Here is a 24,439-nt window from a genome sequence, read left to right as displayed (position 1 = left end):
CGTCGTCTTTACGCTCGGTCGAACAACGTTTCGGGAATGTTCATCCCTGCTCAGTTCCCGCTGACTTCCGCACAACGGGATATCTGGGTTGCCAGTTCGCTGTTCCCGCATCTCCCGCAGTACAACGTGTTCATCCGCGACAGGTTCACCGGTGCGCTGGACGTCGATGTGCTGGCGGAGTGCATGGCTGCGGCGGCGCGGCGCAACGACGTCTTCCGGTTGCGGTTCGGCGAGGTGGACGGTGTCCCGTGCCAGTGGCTGGCCGACGAGGACCAGGTCACGGTGCGGCGCGTGGACTTGTCCGGGCACCGCGATCCCGCCGCCGCGGTGGCCGGGTGGATGCGGGACTCGTTCGCGGCCGTCTACGACCTCGCGGCGGGTCCGGTCCACGACCTGGTCCTGCTCAAGGAGAGCGAAACGGTCACGCACGCCTATGTTCAGGCGCATCACATTATTTCGGATGCATGGGGACTGCATCTGTTTATTTCACAGGTGCGTGCGGACTATGCGCGGCGGGTGAGTGCGAGTGCGGTCGAAGAGTTCGTGTCGCCGTCGTTCCTGGATGCGATAGCCGAGGACGAGCGCTATCGGCGTTCGAACGAGTACGCGGATGCCAAAGCGTTCTTCGGTGAAGTCCTCGCCAAGACGAATCCGGTGTTGTTCGCCAGAAAAGCGCCGGTCGGCGCGCGTTCGATGGCACGGCACGAGTTCACCGTGGAGCGGGCGCTGATCAGCAAGGGCAAGGAAGCGGGCGTTTCGCCGTTCGTGCTCTTCGCGGCCGCGGTCGCCCTCTACCTGGGGCGGGTGCACCAATCCGAAGAAGTGTCGTTGGGTGTGCTGGTGCTGAACAGGCCCGGCCCGATGGCGAAGCGGACGGTCGGGCAGTTCGCGAACGCCCTGCCGCTGCGGGTGGTGACGGCTCCGCACGTGGCGGCGGGTGAGTTGCTCGCCGAGGTCCGCGGGGCGACCAGGGCTCTGCTGCGGCACCAGCGCCTGCCGCTCAGCGAAGCGCTGCGTGAGCTGCCTCGGGCGGGGAACGCGCCGCAGCTGTTCGACACGGTGATCTCGTATCTGCGCTGGCCCAGCGCCGCGCCGACGCCCGGCGTGCGGCGGGAGACCGTTGCGCAGGCGCGGGCCCACGACCAGAACGCGCTGTCGATCTGGATCTACGAGCTGGACGATACGAGCGATCTCCTGGTGAGCATCGAATACGCCCAGGACATCTTCGACATCGACTTCCCCATCGAGTCCGCCGCCGAACACATCGTCACCGCGCTGCGTGCCTTGGTGGACGAGCCGGGACAGCGCCTCGCCGATGTGCCGCTGCTGTCCGAGGCCGAGCACGAAGCCCTGGTCCACGGCCGAAACGCCACCGAGGCGGAGTTCCCGGCCGACAAGACCTTGCCCGAGCTGTTCGCCGAACAGGTGGCGCGCACCCCGCACGAGGTGGCGGTGATCGGCCCGGATGAGGACGAAGTCACCTTCGCGGAGCTGGACGCGCGGGCGAACGGGATCGCGAAAGCGTTGCGGGATAACGGGATTTCACCCGGAGACCGAGTGGTCGTGCTCAGCAAGCGCGGGATTGACCTCATGGTCGCGATCCTCGGCACGCTGAAGGCCGGTGGAGCCTACGTGCCGATCGATCCGGGCTATCCCGCCGAGCGCGTCCGTTTCATGATCGAGGACAGTGGCGCGAAGGTCGTGCTCCTGGGAACCCGTGTGGCCGAGCCGGAAGTTGCCGTACCGGTGTGGGAAATCGCCGCTGTGCAAGAGAATCGGGAGCCGGTCGAGCCTGTCGCGGGTTCGGGTGATCTCGCGTACGTGATCTACACATCGGGCTCGACGGGGCGACCCAAGGGCGTCATGGTCGAGCACCGATCGGTGGTGAACCGGCTGTGGTGGATGCAGCGGACCTACCCGATCGGTCAGTCGGATGTGTTGCTGCAGAAGACATCCATCTCGTTCGACGTGTCAGTGTGGGAGTTGTTCTGGTGGACCTTCACCGGCGCTCGCCTCGCGCTGCCGCCTACTGGAGCGGAGCGCGATCCACGGGAGATCCTGCGCGCGATCGAGCGGAACCGGGTCACGGTGGTGCACTTCGTTCCGTCGATGCTCGGGCCGTTCCTCGATGTGCTGGAGAGCTCGCCGGGCGCGGCGGAAACGTTGCGACTGGTGGTGTGCAGCGGTGAGGAACTGCCGCCCGCGCGGGTCGCCCAGTTCTCGGCAGTGCTCGGGTCCCGGGCGCGCTTGGCGAACCTGTACGGGCCGACCGAGGCGACGGTGGACGTCTCGTTCTACGACTGCCCGCCGGGAAGCCCCGCGCGGGTGCCGATCGGGCGGCCGATCGACAACACGCGCCTGTACGTGCTCGGCGCGCACGGTGGGCCGCAAACGATGGGCGCTCCTGGCGAGCTGTGCATCGGCGGTGTCGGTGTCGCCCGTGGGTACTTGGGGCGGCCGGAGTTGACGGCGGAGAAGTTCGTCGACGACCCGTTCGTCCCTGGCGCGCGGATGTATCGGACCGGCGATCTCGCACGGTGGCTGGCTGACGGCAGCTTGGAGTACCTGGGACGGATGGACGGCCAGGTCAAGATCCGGGGGAACCGGGTGGAACTCGGTGAGGTCCGCGCGCGGCTCGCCGTGGTGCCCGGAGTCCGGGACGCCATCGTGGTCGCTCGGACGTCGGAGACGCACGGGCGTCATCTGGTGGGCTACTACGTCAGCGACGCCGAGCTGGACGTGCGGGCGGCGCTGGTGACGTCGTTGCCGGAGTTCATGATTCCCGCGTACTTCGTGCGGATCGATGAGATCCCGTTGTCCCCGAACGGCAAAGCAGATGCTCGGCGACTGCCGGAGCCCGTGGTGGACCGCGCGGCCGGTGTGGCTCCGCGCGACGCGGTGGAAGCCGAGCTGGTCGCGATCATCGCGCAGGTTCTCGGCCTGGAATCCGTTGGCGTGCACGACAACTACTTCGCGCTCGGTGGCGATTCGATCCTGTTGCTGCGGATCAGGGCGTTGGCCGAGCAGCGTGGCGTGCGGTTCGCGTTGACCGATGTGCTGGCCAATCCGACTGTGGCGCAGCTGGCCGAGCGATCTCGTTCCGCCACAACAGAATTCGATCCGCTGGTGCCCTTCTGCACGCGAGGCGGTCGCACGCCGGTCTTCCTCGTGCATCCCGTTGGCGGGCAAGTCCTGTGCTACAGGACGCTCGCGGAACAGTTGGCGCTCCTGGACATTCCGGTCTACGCGCTTCAGTCCGGTTCGGAACCGCCCGTCTCGGTGCCGGAGATGGCCGCGCGGTACGTCGCGGCGATCAAGCGGGTTCGCCCCGAAGGGCCTTACCTGCTTGGCGGGTGGTCGTTCGGCGGACTCGTCGCGGCGGAGATGGCTCGGCAGTTGCCCGATGTCGCACAGGTGTTCGCCATCGACTCCGCCGTCTCGGGACACGAGGTGGATGACGATGTGCTGCTGGCGTACTTCCTCTGGGAGTTAACGGGAATCGAGCGTGACGCCGTGACGCTCGACGACGTCGCCGAGCACGCGATCAACGCGCGCGTGTTCCCCGAGGAGACCGCGCACGACGAGGTTCGCCGCCTGTTCCACATGTTCACCGCGAACCGGCGGGCGCTGACGAGCTACCGGCCCGGAGTCATCGACCAGGACGTGACCCTGTTGCGCGCCACGGCTTCCCCACAGCGATTCGCACAGTCGGACGCCACCTACGGCTGGGCGGAATGGACCACCGGGCGGGTCGAGGTGATCGACGTGCCCGCCGACCATCTGACGATCATCGAAGAACCCCACGTCGGCGTTGTGGCAAAGCACCTCGCCGAACTCGTAGATCTCGTAAAGGACTGACCACGTGAGAAAGACCATGGGGCGCGGCGCCGTACTGGCCGGGCTCGGTGTCCACCTGCCACCGGGCGTGGTGACCAACGACATGCTCGCCGAGGCCCTGGACACCTCCGACGAATGGATCAGGACGCGCACCGGAATCCGGCAGCGGCACATCGCCGATCCCGGTGTCGGCACCGGTGATCTCGCGGTCGAGGCGGGCAGGCGCGCACTCGCGTCCGCCGGTTTGTCCACTGTGGACGCCGTGCTGCTCGCGACGACCACGCCCGACCAGTCGTGCCCGGCGACCGCGCCTCAGGTGGCCGACCGACTAGGGCTGCGCGGTTGCCCCGCCTACGACGTTTCCGCGGCGTGCAGCGGATTTCTCTACCTCCTGACGACCGGTGCCGCGCTGATCTCCTCCGGGCTGTTCGAGACCGTGCTGCTGATCGGCGCCGACACGTTCTCCACCACCCTCGACCCCACCGACCGCACCACCAGGGCGCTCATCGGCGACGGCGCGGGCGCGGTGGTGCTGCGCGCCGGGCGCGAGGGCGAGGACGGCGCGCTGCTGGGCTTCGACCTCGGCAGCGACGGCAGCCAGGTGGACCTGCTGGTCGTTCCGCCGCGCGGCCACTTCCAGATGCGGGGCAAGCAGGTCTTCACCAACGCCGTGATCCGGATGACGGAGTCCGTTGAGCGCGTCCTGTCCGGCCTCGGCTGGTCCGTCGAGTCCGTCAACCACCTGGTGCCGCACCAGGCCAACGCCCGCATCCTCGCCGCCGTGGCCGACCAGCTCGGGCTCGACCCGGCCAGGACGATCACCAACATCGGCGACGTCGGCAACACCGTGGCCGCGTCCATCCCGCTCGCCCTCGCCCACGGGGTGCGCGAGGAACGGCTGCGCCCCGGTGACCGCGTCGTGCTCACCGGGTTCGGCGCGGGCCTCACCTGGGGCGCCATCGCGCTCACCTGGCCCGGCATCAGCATCACCGCCTGAGCCAGCATCCCGTCTGAGAAGGAGAAAACACCGTGGACGCCACCATCAAGACCGTGTTCCTGAACATGATCAGCGACCAGTGCGAGGTTCCCGCCGAGGACCTCACACCCGCGACCGCCCTGGAGGAGCTCGGGTTCGACTCGCTGGTCATCGTCGAGCTCACGATGAAGCTGCGCAAGGAGTTCGGCATCGTCCCCGATGACGACGACCTCACCTTCGCCGAGACCGTCGGTGACCTCCTGGACGCCGTCTCCAAAGCCGCCGTCTCCAAAGCCGAGGCCCAGCAGTGACCGATGTGCTCGCCGAGGTGCGCGAGTTCGTCCGCACCGACGCCGACTTCCGATCCAGCGGCCTGGCGAACTGGTGGCTGCCCAAGGACGTCGGCGGTCACGGAGTGTCCCTTGAGGACAGTGTCGAGATCGCCGCGACGCTGGCCTACCGCGACGCGGGACTCGCGTTCACCTCGCTGGTGTCGACCATCGGCACCAGCCTGATCTCGCTCTACGGCGACGCGCGGTTCCGCTCGGCCAGCCTGGGCGAGTTGGCGCGCAACGGCGGGTACTGCGCGACCCTCGGCAGTGAGCTCGCCGCGGGCAGCGAGCTGGAGCGCATGGGCACCACCGCGGTCAAGCGCGGCGACGACCTCGTCCTCAACGGAGACAAGATGTTCTCCACCAACGCCGCGGAGGCCGACTTCCTCGTGGTGTTCGCCAAAGCCGAGGGGGACGTGCCCTACGTGGCGGCGGCGTTGCCCCGCTCGACACCGGGTGTCGTCATCGGGCGGCGGTGGAACACGTTGGGGCTGAACACCTCGCCGGTCTACCAAGTGTCCTTTGTGGACTGTGTCGTACCCTCGGTGCTTGCAGGACACGGGTTGCGGTTGCTGGAGGTCGGGCTCAACGCCAGCCGGGTGCTGATCGCCGCGACCGCGCTCGGCATGGCGCGTCGCATCCGGGACCTCTGCATGTCGTACGCGAAGACCAAGCAGCTGAAGGGATCGGTGCTGGCGCGGAATCCCGTGTTCGCGGCGAAGCTCGCTCAGATGGAAGTCGGTATCTTGGCGATGCGTGGCGTTTGTTTGGAGGCCGCACGGGAGTATGACGCGGTCATGGCTGGGGACGATCCGGCTGGGGAGTTCGTGCGGCGAGGAGCTTTGAAGTCGGCTTTGCTGGCGAAGGTTTTTTGTGGGCAGACTGGGTGGGGGATCGCGTCTGTGGGGTCGGAGTGTTTTGGGGGGATGGGGTATACGGATGCGAGTGCTATTGGGGGGTTGATGAGGGATATGCGGTATGTGGCTATTGTGGAGGGTGGGGAGGATGTGATGTTGGAGTTGATTTACAAGCGGTTTGTTGTGCCTGAGGGGAGGAGGGGGTGAGGTTGTTTGTGGCTTCCTGCTGGATTTCCGGCGGGGCTGGGCTTCCAGCGTGGGTCGCTGGACTTCCAGCCCGCGTCGGTACCAGCGGTGGGGTCGGCTTGACCTGGGGCCCCTTGCGCGTGCCCTTGGGCCTCCCGGGGGCACGGGATGAAACCCCGGCCCTCGCGACAAGCGTATGGCACGCGCACCCCAGGTAAAGCCGACCCATTTCCAGCCCACCCTCACCTTTTCGCTGGGGTTACGTTTTCGGGCTTTCGGGCGCCTGGCAATTCACCCTGTAGGGCCATGATCGTCTATTTTTCTGCGATAGAATGGGGATATGTTCCCTGTAGATCCCGACCACTATTTGAGGGTCATGTTCACCGCGATGGGGAAAGCTGCGGCGGACTTCGCGGTCGCGTTGATCGACTACGTGTCTCGGCTTGAGTTGTGTGATCGTGAGTTCGCCGAAGAAATCCTCATGCGACTACTCGCCATCTCCAAGACCAAAGCCGCCCGGCTATTGCAACGCGCAGAGGATTTGACCGGTCGCCCGGTGGTGTTGCGGGCGCTGGCCGAAGGCCGCGTCGACGAGGGGAAAGCGTTGATGATCGTCGACCTCCTCAGCACTCTCTCGGCTGTGCACGCAGCGATCGCCGAGCAGGACTTCCTCGCCTTCGCTGAAACCCACAACTACACCGCGACTCGCAGGCATGCGGTGCGGTTCATCACCAAGCTCGACCCCAAGGCCGCCGAACGCCGCCACAAGGAGAAGCGGAAGCAGAGGTTGGTGGAGAAGATCCCTCAAGACGACGGCATGTGCCTACTCCGGATGTTCTTCCCGGCCTTGCAGGCGTCCCTGATCTATGACCGGATCGACCGCATCGCCAGAGCCCTACCCAAGGATCACCGGACGTTGGATCAGAAACGGGCCGATGTCACCATGGATCTGTTGATGGGCAAGGAAACCGGCGCACCCCAAGGCCAGGTCACCGTCTACCTCACCATGCCAATCGGTTCGTTCCTCGGTCTCGACAACGAGCCCGCCATGCTCCACGGATACGGACCGTTGCCTGCGAAGATCGCCAGGGATGTGGCAGCGAACGGGATCTGGAAGCGCATCCTCACCGACCCGGTCACCGGCATCGCCGAGGACGTCACCACCTACCGACCGTCAGCGAAGCAGCGGGAGCTGATCCACGCCCGCTACCCCACCTGCACCGCCATCGGCTGCAACCGACCCGCACACCGCTGCGACCTGGACCACTGCTGCCCCTTCGACGGCACCAACACCACCATCGACAACCTCCGGCCGAAGTGCCGCAGGCACCACCGGATGAAGCACGAATCCAACTGGAGCTGCGAGAACCTGCCCGATGGTCGGCATGTGTGGACGACACCGAACGGGAAGACCGCCGAGACAGAAGCAGAGCCGATCGCGGAACCGGCACCGTTCTAGACGCGCGGGAAGCGAGGAGAGACCCAGGTCACTTCCGGGGCTGTCACATCGTGGTGAGCCGTCTCGTCATACCTGTGTACCCACCAAGAACAACGCTAGGGAGTGCACCAATGGACGCTCGGCTGAACCTCTTCGGCAACGCGGTCGCGGGGAAGTTCCTGAAGCACATCGTCGCCTCGGGCAAGGCGGTCTCGGACTCGGCGTTGCCCGCCGCGACGCAGGAGCTGGTGAAGATCCGCGCCAGCCAGATCAACGGGTGCGGCTTCTGCACCGACATGCACACCAAGGAAGCGACGCACGCGGGGGAGACCTCGGTGCGCCTCAACCTGATCGCGGCCTGGCGTGAGGCCACGGTGTTCACCGAGGCGGAGCGCGCGGCGCTGGAACTGACCGAACAGGGCACCCGGATCGCGGACGCGGCCGGTGGTGTCACGGACGAGGCTTGGGCCAACGCCGCCAAGCACTACGACGAGGACCAGCTCGCCGCGCTGGTGTCGCTGATCGCCCTCATCAACGCCTTCAACCGGGTCAACGTCCTCGTGCAGCAGCCCGCAGGTGGTTACGAGGTCGGCCAGTTCGGCTAGCCCGGGTAGGGTTGACCGCATGAGGTCGCACAGCTGCCCCGCACCCTCGGAGATCACTCCGGAGCGGGTGTTCCACGCGCTGAGCGACCCGGTCCGGCTGGAGATCGTCAGGGACCTGGCCAGGCTCGGCGCGGCCACCTGCGCCGAGGTCACCTACGACCGGCCGAAGTCGAGCATGTCGCACCACTTCCGGGTGTTGCGCGAAGCGGGGCTGGTGCACAGCAGGGGCGAAGGCGTGCACCTCATCAACTCCCTGCGGCGCGAGGACCTCGACGAGCGCTTCCCGGGGTTGCTCGACGCGGTCCTCGGCGCCATCGGCTGACCGGAAGAAATCAGGAAGCGTCGTAGCGCGCCAGCCAGTGCGCGTACTGCGCGGGCAGGGTCGTCGCGGCCGGAGCCTCGACACCCAGCTCGCGCGCGGCGCGGAACGGCCAGTGCGGATCGGCGAGCAGCGCGGTGCCGATCGCGACGAGGTCGACCTGCTCGTTGGCGACGAGATCGTTGGCCTGGCGGGGAGTCCGGATCTTCCAGCTGGTCGAGGTGGGCAGCTCGGCCTCCTTCCGCACGCGCTCCGCGTACGGCGCGAGCAGAGCCGGGCCCCACGGGATCTCAGCGTCCACAGTGGAGAATCCCATGCTGACGTCGACGAGGTCGAGGCCGTCCGCCTTCATCAGGCGGATGGTCTCGATGGCGTCGACGAGCGTCTCCTCGTCGTGGCCGTCGAACTCGATCACCCCCAGGCGGGCGGTGAGCGGCCGGTCCTCTGGCCACACCGCACGCACCGCGCGCAGCGTCTCGACCAGGAACCGGCTCCGGTTCTCCAGGCTGCCGCCGTACTCGTCGGTGCGGTGGTTGGCGTGCCGGGACAGGAAACTCTGCCCGAGGTAGCCGTGGGCGAAGTGCAGGTTCAACCACTCGAAGCCGAGCTCACGGGCCCGTTCGGCGGCGGAGACGAAGTCGGCGCGGACCCTGGCGATGTCCTCGACGGTCATCTCCCGCGGCACCTTGCCGAGGCCGCCGCCGAACGCGATCGCGGACGGCGACAGCGTCGGCCAACCACGCGGGTCGTTATCGGGGATGTGGTCATCGCCCTCCCACGGGCGGTTGGCGCTGGCCTTGCGCCCGGCGTGGGCGAGCTGGATACCGGCGACGGCACCGGCGGACCTGATCAGGCCGACCATCGGCGCCAGGGCCTCGGCCTGCGCGTCGTTCCACAGCCCGAGGTCCCCGGGGGAGATCCGGCCCTCGGGCGAGACGGCGGTCGCCTCCACGGTGACCAGCCCGGCCCCGCCCCTGGCCAGCCCGGCCAGGTGGGCGCGGTGCCACTCGTCGGCCACCCCGTCCACCGCCGAGTACTGGCACATCGGCGAGACGGTGATCCGGTTCCGCAGCGTGACGCCCTTGAGCGAGAACGGGTCGAACAGCGTCGGCACGAGAATCCCCTTTGTTCGAGAGTTCTCGTACATTAGAACAAGAGGGGCTCAGGCGCCAGCGACCAGTTCCAGGTACCTCCCGCGCACGCCGCCGAGGCCGGTGATAACGGCTCCGTCGCAGGTCAGCTCGCCGACGTAGCCGCCACCGGCGGAGTCCCACAGCATCAGGCCGCAGTCCATGCCCTCGCCCAGCGGCGCCGAGGGCAGATCCAGCAACCGCGCTCCCAGCAGGTCGGGCGCGAGCCGCGAACCGAAGCCCTGGAGAGCGAACTGGACGCCGAACACGGGATGCCGCCCAGGAGCGCGCGGCGGTGCGACATCGGCGGGCAGCGCCTCGAACGGCAGGCGGCCGTGATCCATCGCGTTGACCCGCTCCCGGTGCACGACACCCACGGGATCACCGGAATCGAGCTGCAAGCGCAGCAACAGCAGGTCTCGTGCGCCGCTCACGGTCAGCTCGTCTTCGGCATGCCAGCGATGAGCGACGGGCACGGCAACCGTCATGTCCGTGGCGCCGGTGGCCTCCGCCAACACCTGTCCGAAGGCCGCGAGCAGCACGGTGAACGGGGTCGTCCCGGCGGCGGCGGCCCGAGCGCGGACGGTGCGCGCCAACTCGGGCGGCACGGTGACGGGAACGCTTTCCGGCTTGCCGGGAGTGGATAGCAAGGGCAGCCCAACGGAGTCAGCCAGCCGTTGACGCCAATAGCGTTGAGCCGCTTGGGCTTCCGGGCTGGCGAGGTAGGCGCGCTCGCGGCGGACCTGGTGTTGCGCGGACGGTGGCTGGGGGAGTGACGCGCCCTTGTAGAGCGGGCCCAGCTCCTCCATCAGCAGTGCCAACGACATGCCGTCGACCGCGGTGCCGTGCACGGTCAGCGTGAGCACGTGGTCATCCGAGAGCGCGGCGGTGAGCAGCGGCGGGCGGCTCGCGTGCGGGCGCGGCGGCTGCGAGCCCGGTACGAGCGGGACCGGGCACGGCGGATGGATCAGACGGGCGAAGCCGTGCAGCCGGACGTAGGCCGTGCGGAGCACCTCGTGCCGCGCGACCAGTTCGGTCAGGGCGGCTTCGAGCGCGGCGCGATCAGGGGGACCGTGCAACGCGAACGACAACGTCCGGACCCCGGCGGGAGCCTCGGCGAAGCGCTCGTCGACGCGGCCGCGCTCGATCAACAACGCCGGAGCGAGCCGTTTTCCGCCTTCCAGCAAGGAAATCAGCTCAGCTCGCGCGGCGCGCAGGACCGTGCGCGCGGAGTCGGTGAAGACCCCGGGCGGCGCGAGGAAGCACAGCTCGCCGTCCTCGGTCCACAGCTCGACCCCGCGGTCGACCAGCTCGCCGACTGCGGTCAGGTCAGACACGGCCCGCCTGCATGGTGTCGTCGTCCACTCGGTGTCCGTCCGCGGTCAGGGCGTGCGCCAGGTCGCTCGCCAAGGTCGCCACGCTCGCACCGTCGAGCACCTGGCGCAACGCCAGCGACACCCCGAACCGGGTGGAGATCACGTTCCGCAGCTGCGTCGCCATGATCGAGTCGACGCCGACCGCGGTCAACGGCTCCTCCTCACCGAGGTCGTTGCTGGTCACGCCGACCACGCGGGTCAGGGAGGCCCACACCTCCGGGACGATTCGCAGCCGCGCGTCCTCGGTCGACATGCCCCGCACGCCGTCGAACACCGCACCGGTGACTTCGCGCCCGAGGACCGCGAGCACTTCGGGACGCGTGCGCCGCATCTCCACGTCCTCGGCGCATCCCACCAGCTCGCCGTCGGCCGCGAACACCTCGACCCGGCCGCGCAGCCCGGCGGAGTCCCTGTGCGTGATCTCCGCGCGTGCCCACAGCCGCCCGGCACTGCCCGCCGCCACGTCGAGGGAACCCATGCGCATGAACAACATCAGGCCCTCAGCGGCGGGCACCATCGCGTTGAACAGCTGCATGCACGCGTCGAGCACGCCGATCTCGAAGCCGGTCGCCGACGACGGATCGGGCTCCGAGTGGAGCCGGGCGAGGACCACGCGGTCGGACACGTGCCAGAGCCTGTCGATCAGCGCCACGCTCGGGCCGAGGTCGAGGCGGCGTTCGTCGCGCATCGCCTGGTAGAACTCCGAACCCGGGCGCGAGTCGCCGTCGAGCTCGGCCAGGTCGAGCCGCCCGGCCAAGGGCGCTCCACGAGAGGCGGAAGCGCGGGCGTGCTCGCACCAGTCACCGGCCTGCGCGTACACGCGGACCTCGGAGCCGTCGACGATCGTGTGCACCGTCCGCTCCTCGGAGACGACCAGGGCTTCGCTGATTTCCAAGTCCACCAAGCGAGAACCACCGGTCGCAGCCATGGCCAGCTCCGCGTAGACGCCCACGTGCACGAGCCCCGCGCTGTCGGCCATGTCCTGCGGCGCGAGCACAGTCTCGTACTGGGTCTGCGGCAGCGGCGAGGAAACCTTGCGCCCCAACAAGCCGTGGGTTGAACTCTGCGGACGCGCGGCGCGGTGCAGCCCGTCGAGCCACAGCTTGCGGCGCTCGAAAGGATAGGTCGGCAGGGCACACGGCCGCCCCTTGCCGGGAGTGGTGACGCCGACGCCCATGGCGTACAAGGAACCGAGGCTGCTCAGCAGCTGACGAGTGTCGGATTGCTTGCGCTTCAACGATGACAGCCATGTCACGGCGTTGGGCGCGCCGCGCTGACCGAGATCGGTGAGCGTGCTGTCCGCTCCGATCTCCACGAAACACGTGATTCCGTTGTCCAGCAACGCCTGCACGCCGTCCCAGTACCGCACCGGCTCACGCATGTGCCGACGCCAGCGGTGGGAATCGGTCAGCTCGCCGGGGGCGGCGACCGCGCCGGTGAGGTTGCTCGCGAAGGGCAGCACGGGGTTGGTGATCGCGACCTGCTCGGCGACCGCCTCGAACCGGTCCAACACGGGGTCGAGCAGCCGCGAGTGGAACGCGTGCGACACGGGCAGCCGCCGCGACGTGATTCCCAGGCGCCCCAACACCGAAGCCAGTTCGGTGATCGCGTCCACGGTTCCGGAGAGCACGATCTCGGCGGGGCCGTTGCGCGCGGCGACCTCCACCCGGCCGATCAGGTGCTCGATCTCGTCGGGGGCCGCGAACACCGCGAGCATCGCGCCCTCGTCGGCGGGTAGCTCCGCCATCAGCCTGCCGCGCTCCACGCACAACCGCAGTCCCTCGCGCCAGCTCATCGCACCCGCCGCGCAGGCGGCGGCGTACTCGCCGAGGCTGTGCCCGGCCACGGCCGCCGGAGTGACACCGAAAGAGGCCCACAAACGGGTCAAAGCGGCCTGAATGGCGAACAACGCGGGCTGGGCCACGGCCGTGTCGCTGATCGGCGAACCGTCGTTGTCGGTGCTCGACGGGTAGAGCAGGGCGATCAGCGAACCTCCGGACGCGGCGTCGATCTCCTCGATGGCCTCGCGGAAAACGGGCCGCGTCTCGAACAGCTCGCGGCCCATGCCGACCGACGCCGTTCCCTGACCGGAGTACAGGAAAGCCACAGACGGAGCCGCATCGCGCGGAACCCGCTGAACCGAACCGCCGCCCGAGGCGACTTCAGCCAGCAACGCAGCCATTTCCGCCGCATCGGAAGCCACGACAGAGGTGCGCCAGGCCAAGCGCGCCCGGCCGGTGTTCGCGGTGTGGCACACATCGGCCAGCGGAGCTGAGGGGCCACGCAGGTAATCCGCATAGCGTCCGGCGAGCGCCCGCAGCGCGGACTCCGTGCTCGCCGACACGGTCAGAACCTGTTCTGAAGCAACAGAAACCGTCTCCTCGGGAGCGGCAGCCTCCACCAGGACATGCACATTGGTACCGCTGAAGCCGAAAGCGCTCACGCCCGCGACACGACGCCCCGTCCATTCCACAGTGGACAGTGGAATGTCCGCGTCCAGAGCGGGGTTCAGCTCGCGAACCGGCTGGCCCGGCACGACGCCGTGCTGAACGCACAGCACAGCCTTGATCAACCCGGCAACGCCCGCCGCCGCCTCCGCGTGCCCGATGACGGCCTTCGCCGAGCCCAGTAGCGGCGAGCCGAGCACCGAAGTCACCGCGGCGACCTCGATCGGATCGCCGACAGCGGTGCCGGTGCCGTGGCACTCGACGTAGCCGACGTCCTCGGGCGCGAGCCGCGCGTCCGCGAGCGCGGCCGTGATCACCTCGGACTGCGCGCGCCCGCTCGGCACCGTGATCCCGTTGGAGCGCCCGTCCTGGTTGACCGCGCTGCCGCGGATCACCGCGAGCACGGTGTCCCCGGCGGCCTCGGCGTCGGAGAGCCGCTTGAGCACGACCATCCCGCAGCCCTCGGCGCGACCGTAGCCGTCCGCGTCCGCCTCGAACGTGCGGCTGCGGCCGTCGGAGGAGAGAGCGCCCATCTTGTCGAGGACCGCGGTCAGCTCCGGCAGCAGCACCAGGTTCGCGCCACCGGCCAGCGCGAGGTCGGACTCGCCGCCGCGCAGCTGCCGCACGGCGTGGTGCACCGCGAGCAGCGACGAGGAGCACGCCGATTCCACGGCCAGCGCCGGGCCGCGCAGGTCGAGCAGGTAGGACAGCCGCCCAGGGGCCATGCTGAGCATGTTGCCGGTGAACGCGTACGGGCTCAGCCGCTCGGGGTCGGCCTGGAACTGCCGGTGCAGGTAATCGGGGCTGATCAGGCCGAGGTAGACGGCGGTGTCGCTCCCGGCGAGCCGGTCGGGCGCCTGGCCCGCGCGCTCCAGCGCCTCCCAGGCGACTTCGAGGAACAGCCGGTGCTGCGGGTCCATCGCCGCGGCCTCGGTCGGGGTGAGCCCGAAGAACGCCGCGTCGAAACCGTCGACGTCGTCGAGCAGCAGGCCCTCGCCCGCCCGGCCGGAGCGCACCGGCTCGCCGTCGAGGAGGGCCGTCCAGTAGGACTCGGGGGTGGTGATCCCGCCGGGGAACCGGCAGGCCATGCCGACGACCGCGATCGGCTCGTGCGCGTGCGCCATGCTGATCCGTTCTGGGGGTGTGGGTTGGGATGGTCGGGGTGCTCTGCGACCCGAGTCGCAAATGTTTTTCGCGATTTCGGGTGCGGCACTCGCTCGGCTTCCGGAGTGAAACGGTAGCGCCCGTGTGTCCGCTCCGACAGTGCAGGTTACGGACAATGGCGCAGGTCACAGGGAAACCTCAACGGCGTGTGAAGCCCTTATTACGGTTTGCCCGGAAGGCCCTTTCCGCTTGACCGATCAAGCGGTGGCGGTGTTACCTTCCTTTTGGCTTCCGGCGAAGGTTTTGTTCCGCCCGGGTCCGGCCCTGCCTCAAAGACTGAGCGGGCTGGGCGTGCGATCCCCTGTCATGTACCTGGAGCGACGTAGCTCACTCCTGCTGTGAGGAAGAGAATGTCCCTGACCGTTCCCGAGATCACCGAGCTGCTGCTTGCCCGTGGCGAGGCGCAGGACCAGCTGTTTTCCGAGGCCCGTCGCTGTCGCGCCGCCGCGCGCGGCGACGCGGCGGTGCTGCGCGGTGTTGTCGAGGTCACCAATCTCTGCCGGGTCAACTGCGACTACTGCCCGATGCGGCGCGATAACACGGTGTCGAACTCGATCTATGTGCTCGATGTCGATCAGATCGTCGAGCGGGCACGGGAGATCCACGCCGCCGGGATCGATGTCGTCTTCCTTCAGGCGGGCGAGATCCCGAAGACCACGAAGATCGTCGGCGAGGCCATTCCGCGCATTCGCGAACTCTTTGACGACAAGGTTGAGATCTTGCTCAACCTCGGTAACAAGAAGCGCTCCGAGTACGCCTATCTGAAGGACCAGGGCGCGACGAGCTACATCCTGAAGCACGAGACGAGCGATCCCGCGCTTTACGCGAAACTCCGTCACGAAACCTTCGCGTCCCGCATGCGGTGCATGGAGGACCTGCTCGACCTCGGGTACAAGGTCGGCACCGGCGCGATGGTCGGGCTGCCCGGCCAGAGCCTGGAGAGCATCGCCGAGGACATCCTGCTGGCCAAGCGGCTCGGCGTGCACATGTCCAGCATCGCGCCGTTCATCCCGGCCCCGGGCACGCCGCTGGAGAACCACGGCTACGGCGATGTCGACGTGGCGCTGAACGCGATCGCCGTGATGCGGATCGTGCAGCCGAACTGGCTGATCCCGTCGGTCAGCGCGCTGGCCAAGACGCGGGAGGACGGGCAGCTGCGCGGATTCCAGGCGGGCGCCAACGTCATGACGATCAACTTCTCCGACCCGAAGCACGCCGGGAAGTACCTCATCTACGGCAAGGACCGCTTCGTCGTCCGGCGCGAGCACGCCACCCGCGCGCTCACCGGCTCCGGGATGTCGGTCACCGGTTCGCTGTTCCTGCGCGAGCTGACAGGTGCGTCATGAGGGCCGACAAGACCGCGATCGTCATGGACGACCAGCGGATGACCTACGGCGAGCTGGACGAGCAGGTCACGCGCATGGCGCACCTGCTGCGGTCCGCGCTCGGCGAGGGTGAGCGCGTCGCCGTGCTGCTCGACACCTGCCCGGAGTACCTGGTCACCTGCCTCGCGGCGGAGCTGGCCGGGGTGGACTTCACGCCGGTGAACGTGCACCTGACCCCGGACGAGGCCGCCTACATCGTCAACGACAGCGACGCTCACGTCGTCGTGACCTCGGTCGGCGCCGCCGGTCTGGCCAGCATGCTGGTCGACCTCACGCCGTCCGTCCGCAGGCGCCTGGTGGTCGGCGGTGCGCTGGCCGGCCACCAGGACTTCGGCCACGCCCTCGCGGCCCAGCCCACCGAGCCGCTGCCCGCGTGCGAGCCGGGTCGCGTGGTCGTCTACACATCGGGAACCACGGGGCGCCCCAAGGGAATCCACGCCGAGCGGCCGACGACGGGCGGGCCCGGCGACTGGTTCGTGCCGATGATGACCGAGCTGCTCGACGGCGACCAGGACAGCGTCAGCCTCACCCCGGGGCCGTTGCACCACGGCGCCCCGCTGCGGTGGTCGCGCGCCACGCTGAAGCTCGGCGCCACGCTCGTGCTGCTGTCCCGGTTCGACCGGCGCGGGCTGCTGGAGACGATCCAGCGGCACCGCGTCACGCACCTCCAGCTCGTCCCCGCGATGATGCAGCGGGTCCTCAAGCTCTCGCCCGAGGCGCGCGCGGCCTACGACGTGTCCAGCCTGCGCGCCGTGATGCACACCGCCGCGCCGTGCCCGCCGCAGGTCCGCGCCGAGTGGATCTCCTGGGTCGGGGAGAAGGTCTGGGACGTCTACACCAGCTCGGAGGGCTTCGGCCGGGCGATCATCAGCGCCCGGGAGACCGCGACGCGGCCCGGTTCGGTCGGCCGCCCGATCGGCTGCGAGATCCACGCGTGCGACGAGGCGGGCAACGAGCTGCCGCCCGGCCGGACCGGGGTGCTGTGGTTCTCCGGGCTCGGTGGGGCGCCGACGCCGAACCGCGTCAGCTACCACAAGGCGCCGGAGAAGACCGCTGCCCTGTACAACCAGCGCGGCTGGGCCACGGTCGGCGATATCGGCCACGTGGACGAGGAAGGCTACGTCTACCTCACCGACCGCAGGGCCGACACCGTGATCATCAACGGCGTCAACGTGTATCCGCGCGAGGCCGAGGACGCGTTGCTCGCGCACCCGGCCGTCGCGGACGTCGCGGTGATCGGCGTGCCGGACTCGATGATGGGCGAGCGACTGCTCGCGGTCGTCGAACCGGTCGACTCGGCGGTGCCGGGCTCCGACCTGGCCGCGGAGCTGATCTCCTTCTGCCGCACCAAGATCGCCGCGTTCAAGTGCCCGAGGAACGTCGAGTTCGTCGACGATCTGCCGCGCGGGGCCGAAGGAAAGCTCCGCCGCCGTCAGGTCCGCGACGCCCACCGCGCCAAAGGTGCTCTCTCCATGGTGATAAGCCGTGACGAGGCGTGCGGCCTCCGCAAGCGCAAGAGGTCGTTCGCGAAGTGATGTTCCTGGGGCAGGTCAAGGACAAGGTCGTCGAACTGCTCGCCGACGGCCGTTTCGGGGAGGCCCGCGAGCTGGCGTTGCGGGCCCGTGGCGCCTACCCCAAGCAGCGCGCGCTGACCGAGATCTGGGTCGCGGAGACGTTGTGCCGCACCGGGGACGAGGACGCCGCGCTCGCCGTGCTGCGGGACGCGCTGGACGAGGGCGTGTGGTGGTGGCACGAGCTCTTGATGATCAACCCGCCGCTGCGCTCGATCCAGGGGCGCCCGGAGTTCGCCGAGATCGTGCGGCGGTCGGAGGGATGCCGCGACCGGGCTCCGCGCGAGACGACGCCCATCGTGTTCGAACCGGAGGGAAAGCCGCGCGGAGTGCTGGTCGCGCTGCACGCCCGAGCCGACCGCCATGTTGGCTTCGCGCGCCGGTGGAAACCCTTCAGCACGGCCGGGTTCCGCGTCGTGGTGCCGCAGAGCAGCGAAGTGTCCACTTCGGACGGTGACCTCGGCTGGATCGACGACGGGCTCGCCCGCGGCCAGGTCGCCGAGCTGTGCGCGGGCGTCGCGGACGGACTGCCGCTCGTGCTCGCGGGGTATTCCCAGGGCGCTCGGTTCGCCGCGGAGTGGAGCCTGAGCGGCGTGATCCCCGAGGCCACCGGGTTCATCGCGCTGTGCCCGCCCGAGCACAACATGCCAGTGGTCACCGACGCCGCGCGGCCCTCACGCGGCGTCGTGCTCACCGGCGAGCACGACGACGACCGCCCCGCGGCGGAGCGCTTCGCCGCCGAGTTGGCCCGGCACGGTTTCGATGTGAAGCTCGACGTCATGGCGGAGACCGGGCACACCTACCCGAAGGACTTCGCCGACCGGATTCACGGTGCGCTGGCGCACGTGTGCGTGAGCAGGACGTGAACCAGGAACTCCTCCTGCGCCATCGGAATCTCGTGACCGACGCCGGGCAACGGGATGAACCGCGCGTCCGGGATCAGCCGCGCGGTCTCCTCGCCGTGGGCGAACGGGACGACCGGGTCGTCCGTGCCGTGCAGGACCAGCGTCGGCAGGCTGAGCCCGGGGAGCAGGTGGAAGCGCTCGCGGGACCGCGCGATCGCCAGGACCTGGTTCAGCGTGCCGTCCTTCTCGGAGCGGTCCAGCCCCGCCTCGACCCACTTCCGCAGCGCGACCTCGTCCAGCTTCGTCGCGCTCCCGGCGCACACCTCAACCAGCCCGACGGCGACGTCGACCCGCTCCGCCCTCGTGGTCGGCGGGTTCGCGGCCACTCGGTCGAAGAACTCGACCACCTTCGCGTTCCTGCCCGGCAAGCTCTTCCAGTCGAAGCTGACCGGGTCGAGGACGTCCGGGGTGGACATCCAGGAGGTCAGCGACAGCATCCGGTCCGGGTGTTCGATCGCCATCTCCTGGCCGATCATGCCGCCCATGGAGAGTCCGATCACGTGCGCGCGCTCGATGCCCAGCGCGTCCAGCACCCCGATCGCGTCGGCGGCCAGATCGCCGACCGTGTAGGGCGATGTGGCGAAGTCCACGCTGTCGGACAGACCGACGTCGCGGTTGTCGAAGCGCACGACGCGCCGCCCGCCCGCGGCCAGCGCCTCGCAGAAGGAGTCCGGCCACGCGGTGCCCTGGCCGCCGTGGCCCATCACCAGCAGCACGGCGGGGTCGGCCGGGTCCCCGAAGTCCTCGCACCACAGGGTGAGACCGTTGCTCGTGATCATGTGCTCCATGTGGCCAGTGTGCGGGCGGGAACGCCCTGGCCGCCGCCTACTCGGCCCCTAGGGGCAGCGGGCACACACGCATGTGTGGCCGGGTGTGTGGCGCGGCGGACCAAGATGCCGCGTTCGGGGAACAAACCTGGGGGCAGGTAGATATGTTGCGCATCCATTTCGAAGCGGACGACCTCGCGCGCGTGCGAGTGCTCGACGCGCCCGACCCGCTGTGGGAGACGCTGCTCAGCGTCCACATGCTGCAGAAGAGCGACGGTGAGATCCCGTTCGGCCAGTGGCGGTCCAGGGTGCGCAGCCAGGCCACCCCGTCCGTGCGGCTGCTCACCACGCTGGCGCCCGCGCGCGGGTACTCCGCGGACTTCCTCACGCCCACCGTCGGGGCGAAGGACCTGACCACCGCGCTGGACCGGCTGCTCAACACCTCGGGGCGGTTCCTGCACGAGGACGTCTCCGAACTGGCATCGGAGCAGCCGCTGCCGACGCCGGTCAAGCGCCTGGCGACCGGTGACTCGGAGGTGCTGGGCCTGCTCGACCGCACCGTGCGGCACTACTTCTCCTACGCGCTCCAGCCGTACTGGAACACCATGACCGCGCAGATCAACGCCGACCGGCAGACCCGGTTCCAGGCGATGCTGGGCTCCGGCGTCGAGGGCGTGCTCAACCACCTGCACCCCAGCGTGCGGTGGCGGTCCCCGACGCTGGAGGTCGACTACCCCGTCGAGCAGGACCTGCACCTCGGCGGGCGCGGCCTGACCCTGGTGCCGTCGTTCTTCTGCTGGAAGACCCCGGTCACGCTCAAGGACGCCAACCGGGACCCGGTGCTGGTCTACCCGGTCGAGCGCACCCCCGGCTGGTCGGACCCGGCGCTGCGGAAGATGTCGGGCACCCGGTCCCTGGTCGCGCTGCTGGGCAAGACCCGCGCCGTGGTGCTGGAGGCCATCGCCGCCCGGCCCGGGGTGAGCACGACCGAGCTGGCCGTGCGCCTGGCCATCTCGCCAGCGGGCGCCAGCCAGCACGCCACCGTGCTGCGCGACGCGGGCCTGATCGTCACGCAGCGCCGCGGCGGGTCGGCGTTGCACAGCATCACCGGCTGCGGCCTGTCCTTGCTGGAAGCCGCGTCACGCTAAGCTCGGGCTGTGCTCCTCGACCCCGCGCCCACCCACCCGTCGGCCGCAGTGGTCCAAACCAATCCCGTTTCGTACTCATAGCGGGATTTGGGAGCGCTCTCTTCCCGGCTATGAGTACGAAACGGGCGAAAGAGGGCTGGGCGGGGGCGGGCTTAGGGTGGGGGGATGAGTGCAGCCATGTCCCGTTATGAGCGCGTCGAGTCCCACGACGGTCAGAACTTCGACGCGTACTGCGCCGTTCCGGCCACCACGCCCGCCGCGGGGATCCTGCTGTTCCAGGAGATCTTCGGGATCAACGACAACATGCGCGGTCTGGCGGAGCAGCTGGCCGGGCAGGGCTACGTGGTGCTCGTCCCGGACGTGTTCTGGCGGGTGCAGCGGCGGTTCGAGAGCAAGGACGAGTCCGGGCTCGCCGAGGGGATGAACCTGTCGCAGCAGCTCGACCACGCCTTGGTGGCCGAGGACATCACCTCGACCTTCGCGCACCTCCTGGCGATGCCGGAGTGCGACGGGAAGGTCGGCGGGGTCGGGTTCTGCCTCGGCGGGACGTTGGCGTACCTGTTCGCGACGCAGTCCCGTGTGGATGGTCGCGGGCCGAACGCCGTGGTGTCCTACTACGGTTCGGCGATCAGCGATGTCGCGGCGGGCAGCGAGAAGGTCGACTTCCCGATGCTGTTCCACTACGGCGCCAACGACCCCTACATCCCCCAGGAGCGGGTGGACGAGGTCGAGGCCGCCTTCGCGGGGCACGCGGACGTCGAGGTGCTGCGCTACGACGCGGGCCACGCGTTCTCCAACTGGGACGCGCCGTCCCTCTACGACAAGCCCGCCGCCGACCTGGCGTGGAGCCGGACCCTGGAGTTCTTCGCCAAGCACCTGTGAACGCTGTGCGTGGGGTTTGTAGCGGTTTGCGACCGTTTTGGGTGGGGTCGGGGGTACTTGAAGACACCCGTACTCGCGGGGCGGAGTGCTGACGCGGTCATGGGGGCGGTGACTTGTGCATGATGGAGGGCGTGGACGGACAGACGGTGTTCCAGCCCTGGGTCAAGCCTGCCGAGGTCTACGCGCGCGGGCGTGATCTGCGCGGGGACGTTCGGCCGAAGCTGCACGACCACGACGCGCTCGGTGCCGGTCGGCCGACGGCGGTGGAGTTCGTCCGCGCCACCAACGCGCCACGGCTGCCGGAGCTGACGCCGCTGCGCGTGGGGCGGATGCTGGCCTCGCCGTTCGCGTTCTTCCGCGGATCGGCCGGGCTGATGGCCGCCGACCTCGCGGGCACACCGGCCAGCGGGGTGACCGCGCAGATCTGCGGTGACGCGCACGCGGCGAACTTCGGGCTCTTCGGCACCAACGAGGGCCGGATCATCATGGACATCAACGACTTCGACGAGACCGTGCCCGGTCCGTGGGAGTGGGACCTCAAGCGGCTCGCGGCGAGCCTCGTCCTCGCCGGGCGCGAGGGCGGGGTGTCCGAGGACGGCTGCGCGAGGGCCGCCGAGGACGCCGTGCGCGCGTACCGCGGGACCATGGCGCGGCTGGCCGAGATGCCGTTCCTGGAGGCGTGGAACGCGCTCGCCGACGCCGCCACGATCAGCACGCTGAAGGCGGACGAACTGCTTGACGACTTCGAGAAGGCGTCGAAGAAGGCGCGGAAGAACACCAGCGCCAAGGTCGCGGCGAAGTGGACCGCGGACGGTGGCTTCGTCGAGGACCTGCCGGTGCTGCGGCACGTCACCAGCGAGACCGCGCGGATGGTCGCGGACGGATTGTCGGACTACGTGGGCACACTGCGCGAGTCGCGGCGCGGGCTGATCACCCGCTACGCGATCGCCGATATCGCGTTCCGCGTTGTCGGCACCGGGAGCGTCGGACTGCGCAACTACCTGGTCCTGTTGCACGGCAACGAAAACGACGCTCTGGTGCTCCAGGTGAAGCAGGTGACACCGTCAAGCCTTGAGCGGTACCTGGACGTGCCGCCGCACGCGCACGAGGGCAAGCGCGTCGTGGACGGCGCCCGCCTGGTCCAGGCCGAGTCCGATCTCCTGCTCGGATGGACCACAGTGGACGGTCGGCACTACATCGTGCGCCAGTTCCGCAACATGAAGGGCGACATCGACCCGACCGCGCTGCGCGAGGACCACCTCGACGACTACGGCAGGCTCGCGGGCGCGTTGCTGGCGCGGGCCCACTGCCGCTCCGCCGACCCCCGCGTGCTCGCGGGCTACTGCGGGGAGGACGCCGAACTCGACGAGGCCGTTGGCGGCTACGCGGTCCGCTACGCCGACGCCGTCGAAGCCGACCACGCGGAGCTGGTGGCCGCCGTGCGGCGCGGTGAACTCGACGCCGAGATCGAGGACCGCGACTGAGTCAGCTGTCGGCGAGGTGGTCCTGGAACGTCGCGTGCCGGAACTGGTACGTCGAGCCGACCGCCCGCAGCAGGTGCCGCTCCCGGCTGTCTTCGAGGAACCGCATCAGGCGCGGCGGCGTGCGGTAGCGCACCGCGAACCAGACCTGGGTCACGGTCGTCATCCAGGCGCGCCCGAGGATGACGCCGATGACCAGCCCGTGGCACACCCCGCCGACCAGGACGTCCGCGAGCGTGCCGATCCCCTCGCCACCGAAGCCGTACACGGGTGCCTGGTAAGCCAGCCCCGCGTTGATCCCGCTGATGACACCGCTCGCGACCCCCACCACCGACCACAGCCGGAAATCGCCGCGCCACGACTGGACGGGGTCGGCCGGGTGCGTGCTCGCCGAGGCGGGGTCGTCGACGAACGCGCCGGTCGACCAGAGCACGGGCGTGACGATGAGCAGGCACGCGAGCAGGCCGTTGAGCCCGAACCCGAGGGCGGTCGACAGGTCGTGGACACCGCGGACCAGGTAGGCGACGGTGCCGAACGCGCCGTCCGCGAGCCCGAAGGCGAGCCCGAGCAGAACCGCCGATCGCACCCGGCGCGCGGAGGTCAGACCGCGACCGACGTTGAGCGATTTCATCGCGGCTGCGCCCCGGTTCCTGGCGGTGACGCCGTAAGCGACCGCGAACGTCAACCCGAACGTGGACACGCTCAGCGCCCAGCCGCCGAGGACGAGACCGAGCACCAGTGACACGCCGACCCCGGACGCCGCGGCCGTGACCACTCCGCGTCGGCGCTGGGTGAGGTTGAAGGCGAGCGCCACCGCGAGACTGGCCGGTGCTCCGAGGATGAGCGCGAACCAGTACGTGCTCCTGAACCAGACGCCAGGCCAGGTCTGGAATCCGCTCAGCAGCAGGCCGGCCGTGCCGAAGACGAGCCCGCTGAGCAGCATTCCGCCGAGCACGCTCAGCGCGATGCGCCGCCAGGCGGGCAGCCACGACGCGACGGTCCACCACGTGAGGTCGCGGTTGTCGTCCTGAGCGCGGAGACAACGCGCGATGTGGGTGAGCGTGCGGCGCGCGGTGTCCACTGTGTACGGAGCGGGTGGTCTTCCCGGACGCGACGTGTAGGCGGCGGGAACGGTGTGCTCCAACAGGTGCCGGGAGATGGCGTCCACGTCGCGGAAGCGGTCGGTGTCCATGAGCTCGTCGACCGGACCGGGCGCGGCCGAGGAGCCGTAGACGTCGCGGACCAGGGTGACGCGCAGCGGACTGGTCAGCGCCTGGGCCAACGGGCTGTCCGGCTGGTCGGTCAGGGTGTCGGCGAGGTCCCGCCACGCGCGCGGCGGGCGATCGGTGAAGGGCCGCAGCAGGTAGCGGGCCGCCTCCGCCGCCGCGAGCGGTCGCAGTTCGACGGCGACGGCGCTGGTCAGCGTGTGGCGCCGCGCGGAGTCGGCCAGCTCGGCCGTGCGCGAGAGCAGGACCAGCCGGAACGTGGCCTGTTCGCTGAGCGCCTGGAGCGCGGGGGCGCGGGCGGCCTCGGGCATCTCGTCCAGGCCGTCGAGGAACACCGCGACCCGGCCCCGCTCCACCAGGCTCCTGGCGAAGCGGCCTCCTCGCCGCCCGCGCAGCAGCGGGGTCTG

The 24,439-nt window shown here is 69.3% G+C and carries 18 protein-coding genes; 13 read left to right on the top strand and 5 right to left on the bottom strand.

Features of this window, described 5'->3' with window-relative positions; genetic code table 11:
* Positions 1-36: 36 nt before the first annotated feature.
* From NLX83_RS31740 to NLX83_RS31710, 7 genes are all read left to right on the top strand, one after another.
* Positions 37-3,858 carry a non-ribosomal peptide synthetase gene (locus tag NLX83_RS31740; protein ID WP_254238907.1) on the top strand — a complete coding sequence of 1,274 codons (3,822 nt, stop codon included), beginning with the start codon at positions 37-39 and terminating at the stop codon, positions 3,856-3,858.
* A 4-nt stretch (positions 3,859-3,862) separates the two neighbouring features.
* Positions 3,863-4,834, top strand: a complete 972-nt coding sequence (locus NLX83_RS31735; RefSeq protein ID WP_308209414.1) for a beta-ketoacyl-ACP synthase III — start codon at positions 3,863-3,865, stop codon at positions 4,832-4,834.
* Between the two features lie 32 nt (positions 4,835-4,866).
* Positions 4,867-5,124 carry an acyl carrier protein gene (locus NLX83_RS31730; protein WP_254238906.1) on the top strand — a complete coding sequence of 86 codons (258 nt, stop codon included), beginning with the start codon at positions 4,867-4,869 and terminating at the stop codon, positions 5,122-5,124.
* The gene (locus tag NLX83_RS31725) at positions 5,121-6,209 is read left to right on the top strand and encodes an acyl-CoA dehydrogenase family protein (protein ID WP_254238905.1); all 1,089 of its coding nucleotides are present in this window, start codon (positions 5,121-5,123) and stop codon (positions 6,207-6,209) included. Before NLX83_RS31730 ends, NLX83_RS31725 begins: the two co-directional genes overlap by 4 nt.
* A gap of 319 nt (positions 6,210-6,528) precedes the next feature.
* Positions 6,529-7,647, top strand: coding sequence for an HNH endonuclease signature motif containing protein (locus NLX83_RS31720; protein ID WP_254238904.1), 1,119 nt, complete (start codon positions 6,529-6,531; stop codon positions 7,645-7,647).
* Between the two features lie 110 nt (positions 7,648-7,757).
* The gene (locus NLX83_RS31715) at positions 7,758-8,231 is read left to right on the top strand and encodes a carboxymuconolactone decarboxylase family protein (RefSeq protein ID WP_254238903.1); all 474 of its coding nucleotides are present in this window, start codon (positions 7,758-7,760) and stop codon (positions 8,229-8,231) included.
* 19 nt (positions 8,232-8,250) lie between these two features.
* Positions 8,251-8,553 carry an ArsR/SmtB family transcription factor gene (locus NLX83_RS31710; RefSeq protein ID WP_254238902.1) on the top strand — a complete coding sequence of 101 codons (303 nt, stop codon included), beginning with the start codon at positions 8,251-8,253 and terminating at the stop codon, positions 8,551-8,553.
* 10 nt (positions 8,554-8,563) lie between these two features.
* On the opposite strand, the gene NLX83_RS31705 is transcribed toward NLX83_RS31710, so the two are convergent.
* From NLX83_RS31705 to NLX83_RS31695, 3 genes are read right to left on the bottom strand one after another with little or no spacing between them, the layout of a single operon-like run.
* Positions 8,564-9,664, bottom strand: a complete 1,101-nt coding sequence (locus tag NLX83_RS31705; protein WP_254238901.1) for an NADH:flavin oxidoreductase/NADH oxidase — start codon at positions 9,662-9,664, stop codon at positions 8,564-8,566.
* A gap of 48 nt (positions 9,665-9,712) precedes the next feature.
* Positions 9,713-11,017: a condensation domain-containing protein gene (locus NLX83_RS31700; RefSeq protein ID WP_254238900.1), complete on the bottom strand. Its 1,305-nt coding sequence runs from the start codon at positions 11,015-11,017 to the stop codon at positions 9,713-9,715.
* Entirely contained in the window at positions 11,010-14,627 is a 3,618-nt protein-coding gene (locus NLX83_RS31695; protein ID WP_254238899.1) for a type I polyketide synthase, read from the bottom strand. Before NLX83_RS31695 ends, NLX83_RS31700 begins: the two co-directional genes overlap by 8 nt.
* Positions 14,628-15,017: 390 nt before the next feature.
* Here NLX83_RS31695 and NLX83_RS31690 point away from each other — a divergent pair, with 390 nt between their 5' ends.
* The 3 genes from NLX83_RS31690 to NLX83_RS31680 are packed head-to-tail and all read left to right on the top strand — an operon-like array spanning position 15,018 to position 18,489.
* A complete protein-coding gene (locus tag NLX83_RS31690; RefSeq protein ID WP_254238898.1) occupies positions 15,018-16,013 on the top strand; it encodes a biotin synthase BioB in 996 nt (331 codons plus the stop codon).
* Positions 16,010-17,587 carry an AMP-binding protein gene (locus tag NLX83_RS31685; RefSeq protein ID WP_254238897.1) on the top strand — a complete coding sequence of 526 codons (1,578 nt, stop codon included), beginning with the start codon at positions 16,010-16,012 and terminating at the stop codon, positions 17,585-17,587. The genes NLX83_RS31690 and NLX83_RS31685 overlap by 4 nt, the downstream gene beginning before the upstream one ends.
* Positions 17,587-18,489 carry an alpha/beta hydrolase gene (locus tag NLX83_RS31680; RefSeq protein ID WP_254238896.1) on the top strand — a complete coding sequence of 301 codons (903 nt, stop codon included), beginning with the start codon at positions 17,587-17,589 and terminating at the stop codon, positions 18,487-18,489. Before NLX83_RS31685 ends, NLX83_RS31680 begins: the two co-directional genes overlap by 1 nt.
* Here the strand turns inward: NLX83_RS31680 and NLX83_RS31675 are convergent.
* A complete protein-coding gene (locus tag NLX83_RS31675) occupies positions 18,450-19,316 on the bottom strand; it encodes an alpha/beta fold hydrolase (RefSeq protein WP_254238895.1) in 867 nt (288 codons plus the stop codon). The two genes, NLX83_RS31680 and NLX83_RS31675, sit on opposite strands and share 40 nt — an antisense overlap.
* Positions 19,317-19,459: 143 nt before the next feature.
* Between NLX83_RS31675 and NLX83_RS31670 the strand changes: the two genes are divergently transcribed.
* The 3 genes from NLX83_RS31670 to NLX83_RS31660 all read left to right on the top strand — a co-directional run bounded on the left by NLX83_RS31670 (position 19,460) and on the right by NLX83_RS31660 (position 22,809).
* Positions 19,460-20,443, top strand: a complete 984-nt coding sequence (locus tag NLX83_RS31670) for an ArsR/SmtB family transcription factor (protein ID WP_254238894.1) — start codon at positions 19,460-19,462, stop codon at positions 20,441-20,443.
* A gap of 165 nt (positions 20,444-20,608) precedes the next feature.
* Positions 20,609-21,325, top strand: coding sequence for a dienelactone hydrolase family protein (locus NLX83_RS31665; RefSeq protein WP_254238893.1), 717 nt, complete (start codon positions 20,609-20,611; stop codon positions 21,323-21,325).
* A 122-nt stretch (positions 21,326-21,447) separates the two neighbouring features.
* The gene (locus NLX83_RS31660) at positions 21,448-22,809 is read left to right on the top strand and encodes a DUF2252 domain-containing protein (RefSeq protein WP_374118834.1); all 1,362 of its coding nucleotides are present in this window, start codon (positions 21,448-21,450) and stop codon (positions 22,807-22,809) included.
* Between the two features lies 1 nt (position 22,810).
* On the opposite strand, the gene NLX83_RS31655 is transcribed toward NLX83_RS31660, so the two are convergent.
* Complete coding sequence (locus NLX83_RS31655; RefSeq protein WP_254238891.1) at positions 22,811-24,388, bottom strand: hypothetical protein; 1,578 nt, start codon at positions 24,386-24,388, stop codon at positions 22,811-22,813.
* Positions 24,389-24,439: the final 51 nt, after the last annotated feature.

This window comes from Allokutzneria sp. A3M-2-11 16 (genome assembly GCF_024213555.1).
Classification (GTDB): domain Bacteria; phylum Actinomycetota; class Actinomycetes; order Mycobacteriales; family Pseudonocardiaceae; genus Allokutzneria.
This window is presented reverse-complemented; position numbering and strand designations above follow the sequence as displayed.

Bases quoted from the DNA above. Each gene is read 5' to 3' on its own strand.
- NLX83_RS31665 (WP_254238893.1), top strand. From the start codon at position 20,609: ATGAGTGCAGCCATGTCCCGTTATGAGCGCGTCGAGTCCCACGACGGT.
- NLX83_RS31680 (WP_254238896.1), top strand. From the start codon at position 17,587: ATGTTCCTGGGGCAGGTCAAGGACAAGGTCGTCGAACTGCTCGCCGAC.
- NLX83_RS31710 (WP_254238902.1), top strand. From the start codon at position 8,251: ATGAGGTCGCACAGCTGCCCCGCACCCTCGGAGATCACTCCGGAGCGG.
- NLX83_RS31670 (WP_254238894.1), top strand. From the start codon at position 19,460: ATGTTGCGCATCCATTTCGAAGCGGACGACCTCGCGCGCGTGCGAGTG.
- NLX83_RS31675 (WP_254238895.1), bottom strand. From the start codon at position 19,316: ATGGAGCACATGATCACGAGCAACGGTCTCACCCTGTGGTGCGAGGAC.
- NLX83_RS31740 (WP_254238907.1), top strand. From the start codon at position 37: ATGTTCATCCCTGCTCAGTTCCCGCTGACTTCCGCACAACGGGATATC.
- NLX83_RS31715 (WP_254238903.1), top strand. From the start codon at position 7,758: ATGGACGCTCGGCTGAACCTCTTCGGCAACGCGGTCGCGGGGAAGTTC.
- NLX83_RS31690 (WP_254238898.1), top strand. From the start codon at position 15,018: ATGTCCCTGACCGTTCCCGAGATCACCGAGCTGCTGCTTGCCCGTGGC.
- NLX83_RS31660 (WP_374118834.1), top strand. From the start codon at position 21,448: ATGGAGGGCGTGGACGGACAGACGGTGTTCCAGCCCTGGGTCAAGCCT.
- NLX83_RS31685 (WP_254238897.1), top strand. From the start codon at position 16,010: ATGAGGGCCGACAAGACCGCGATCGTCATGGACGACCAGCGGATGACC.
- NLX83_RS31720 (WP_254238904.1), top strand. From the start codon at position 6,529: ATGTTCCCTGTAGATCCCGACCACTATTTGAGGGTCATGTTCACCGCG.
- NLX83_RS31695 (WP_254238899.1), bottom strand. From the start codon at position 14,627: ATGGCGCACGCGCACGAGCCGATCGCGGTCGTCGGCATGGCCTGCCGG.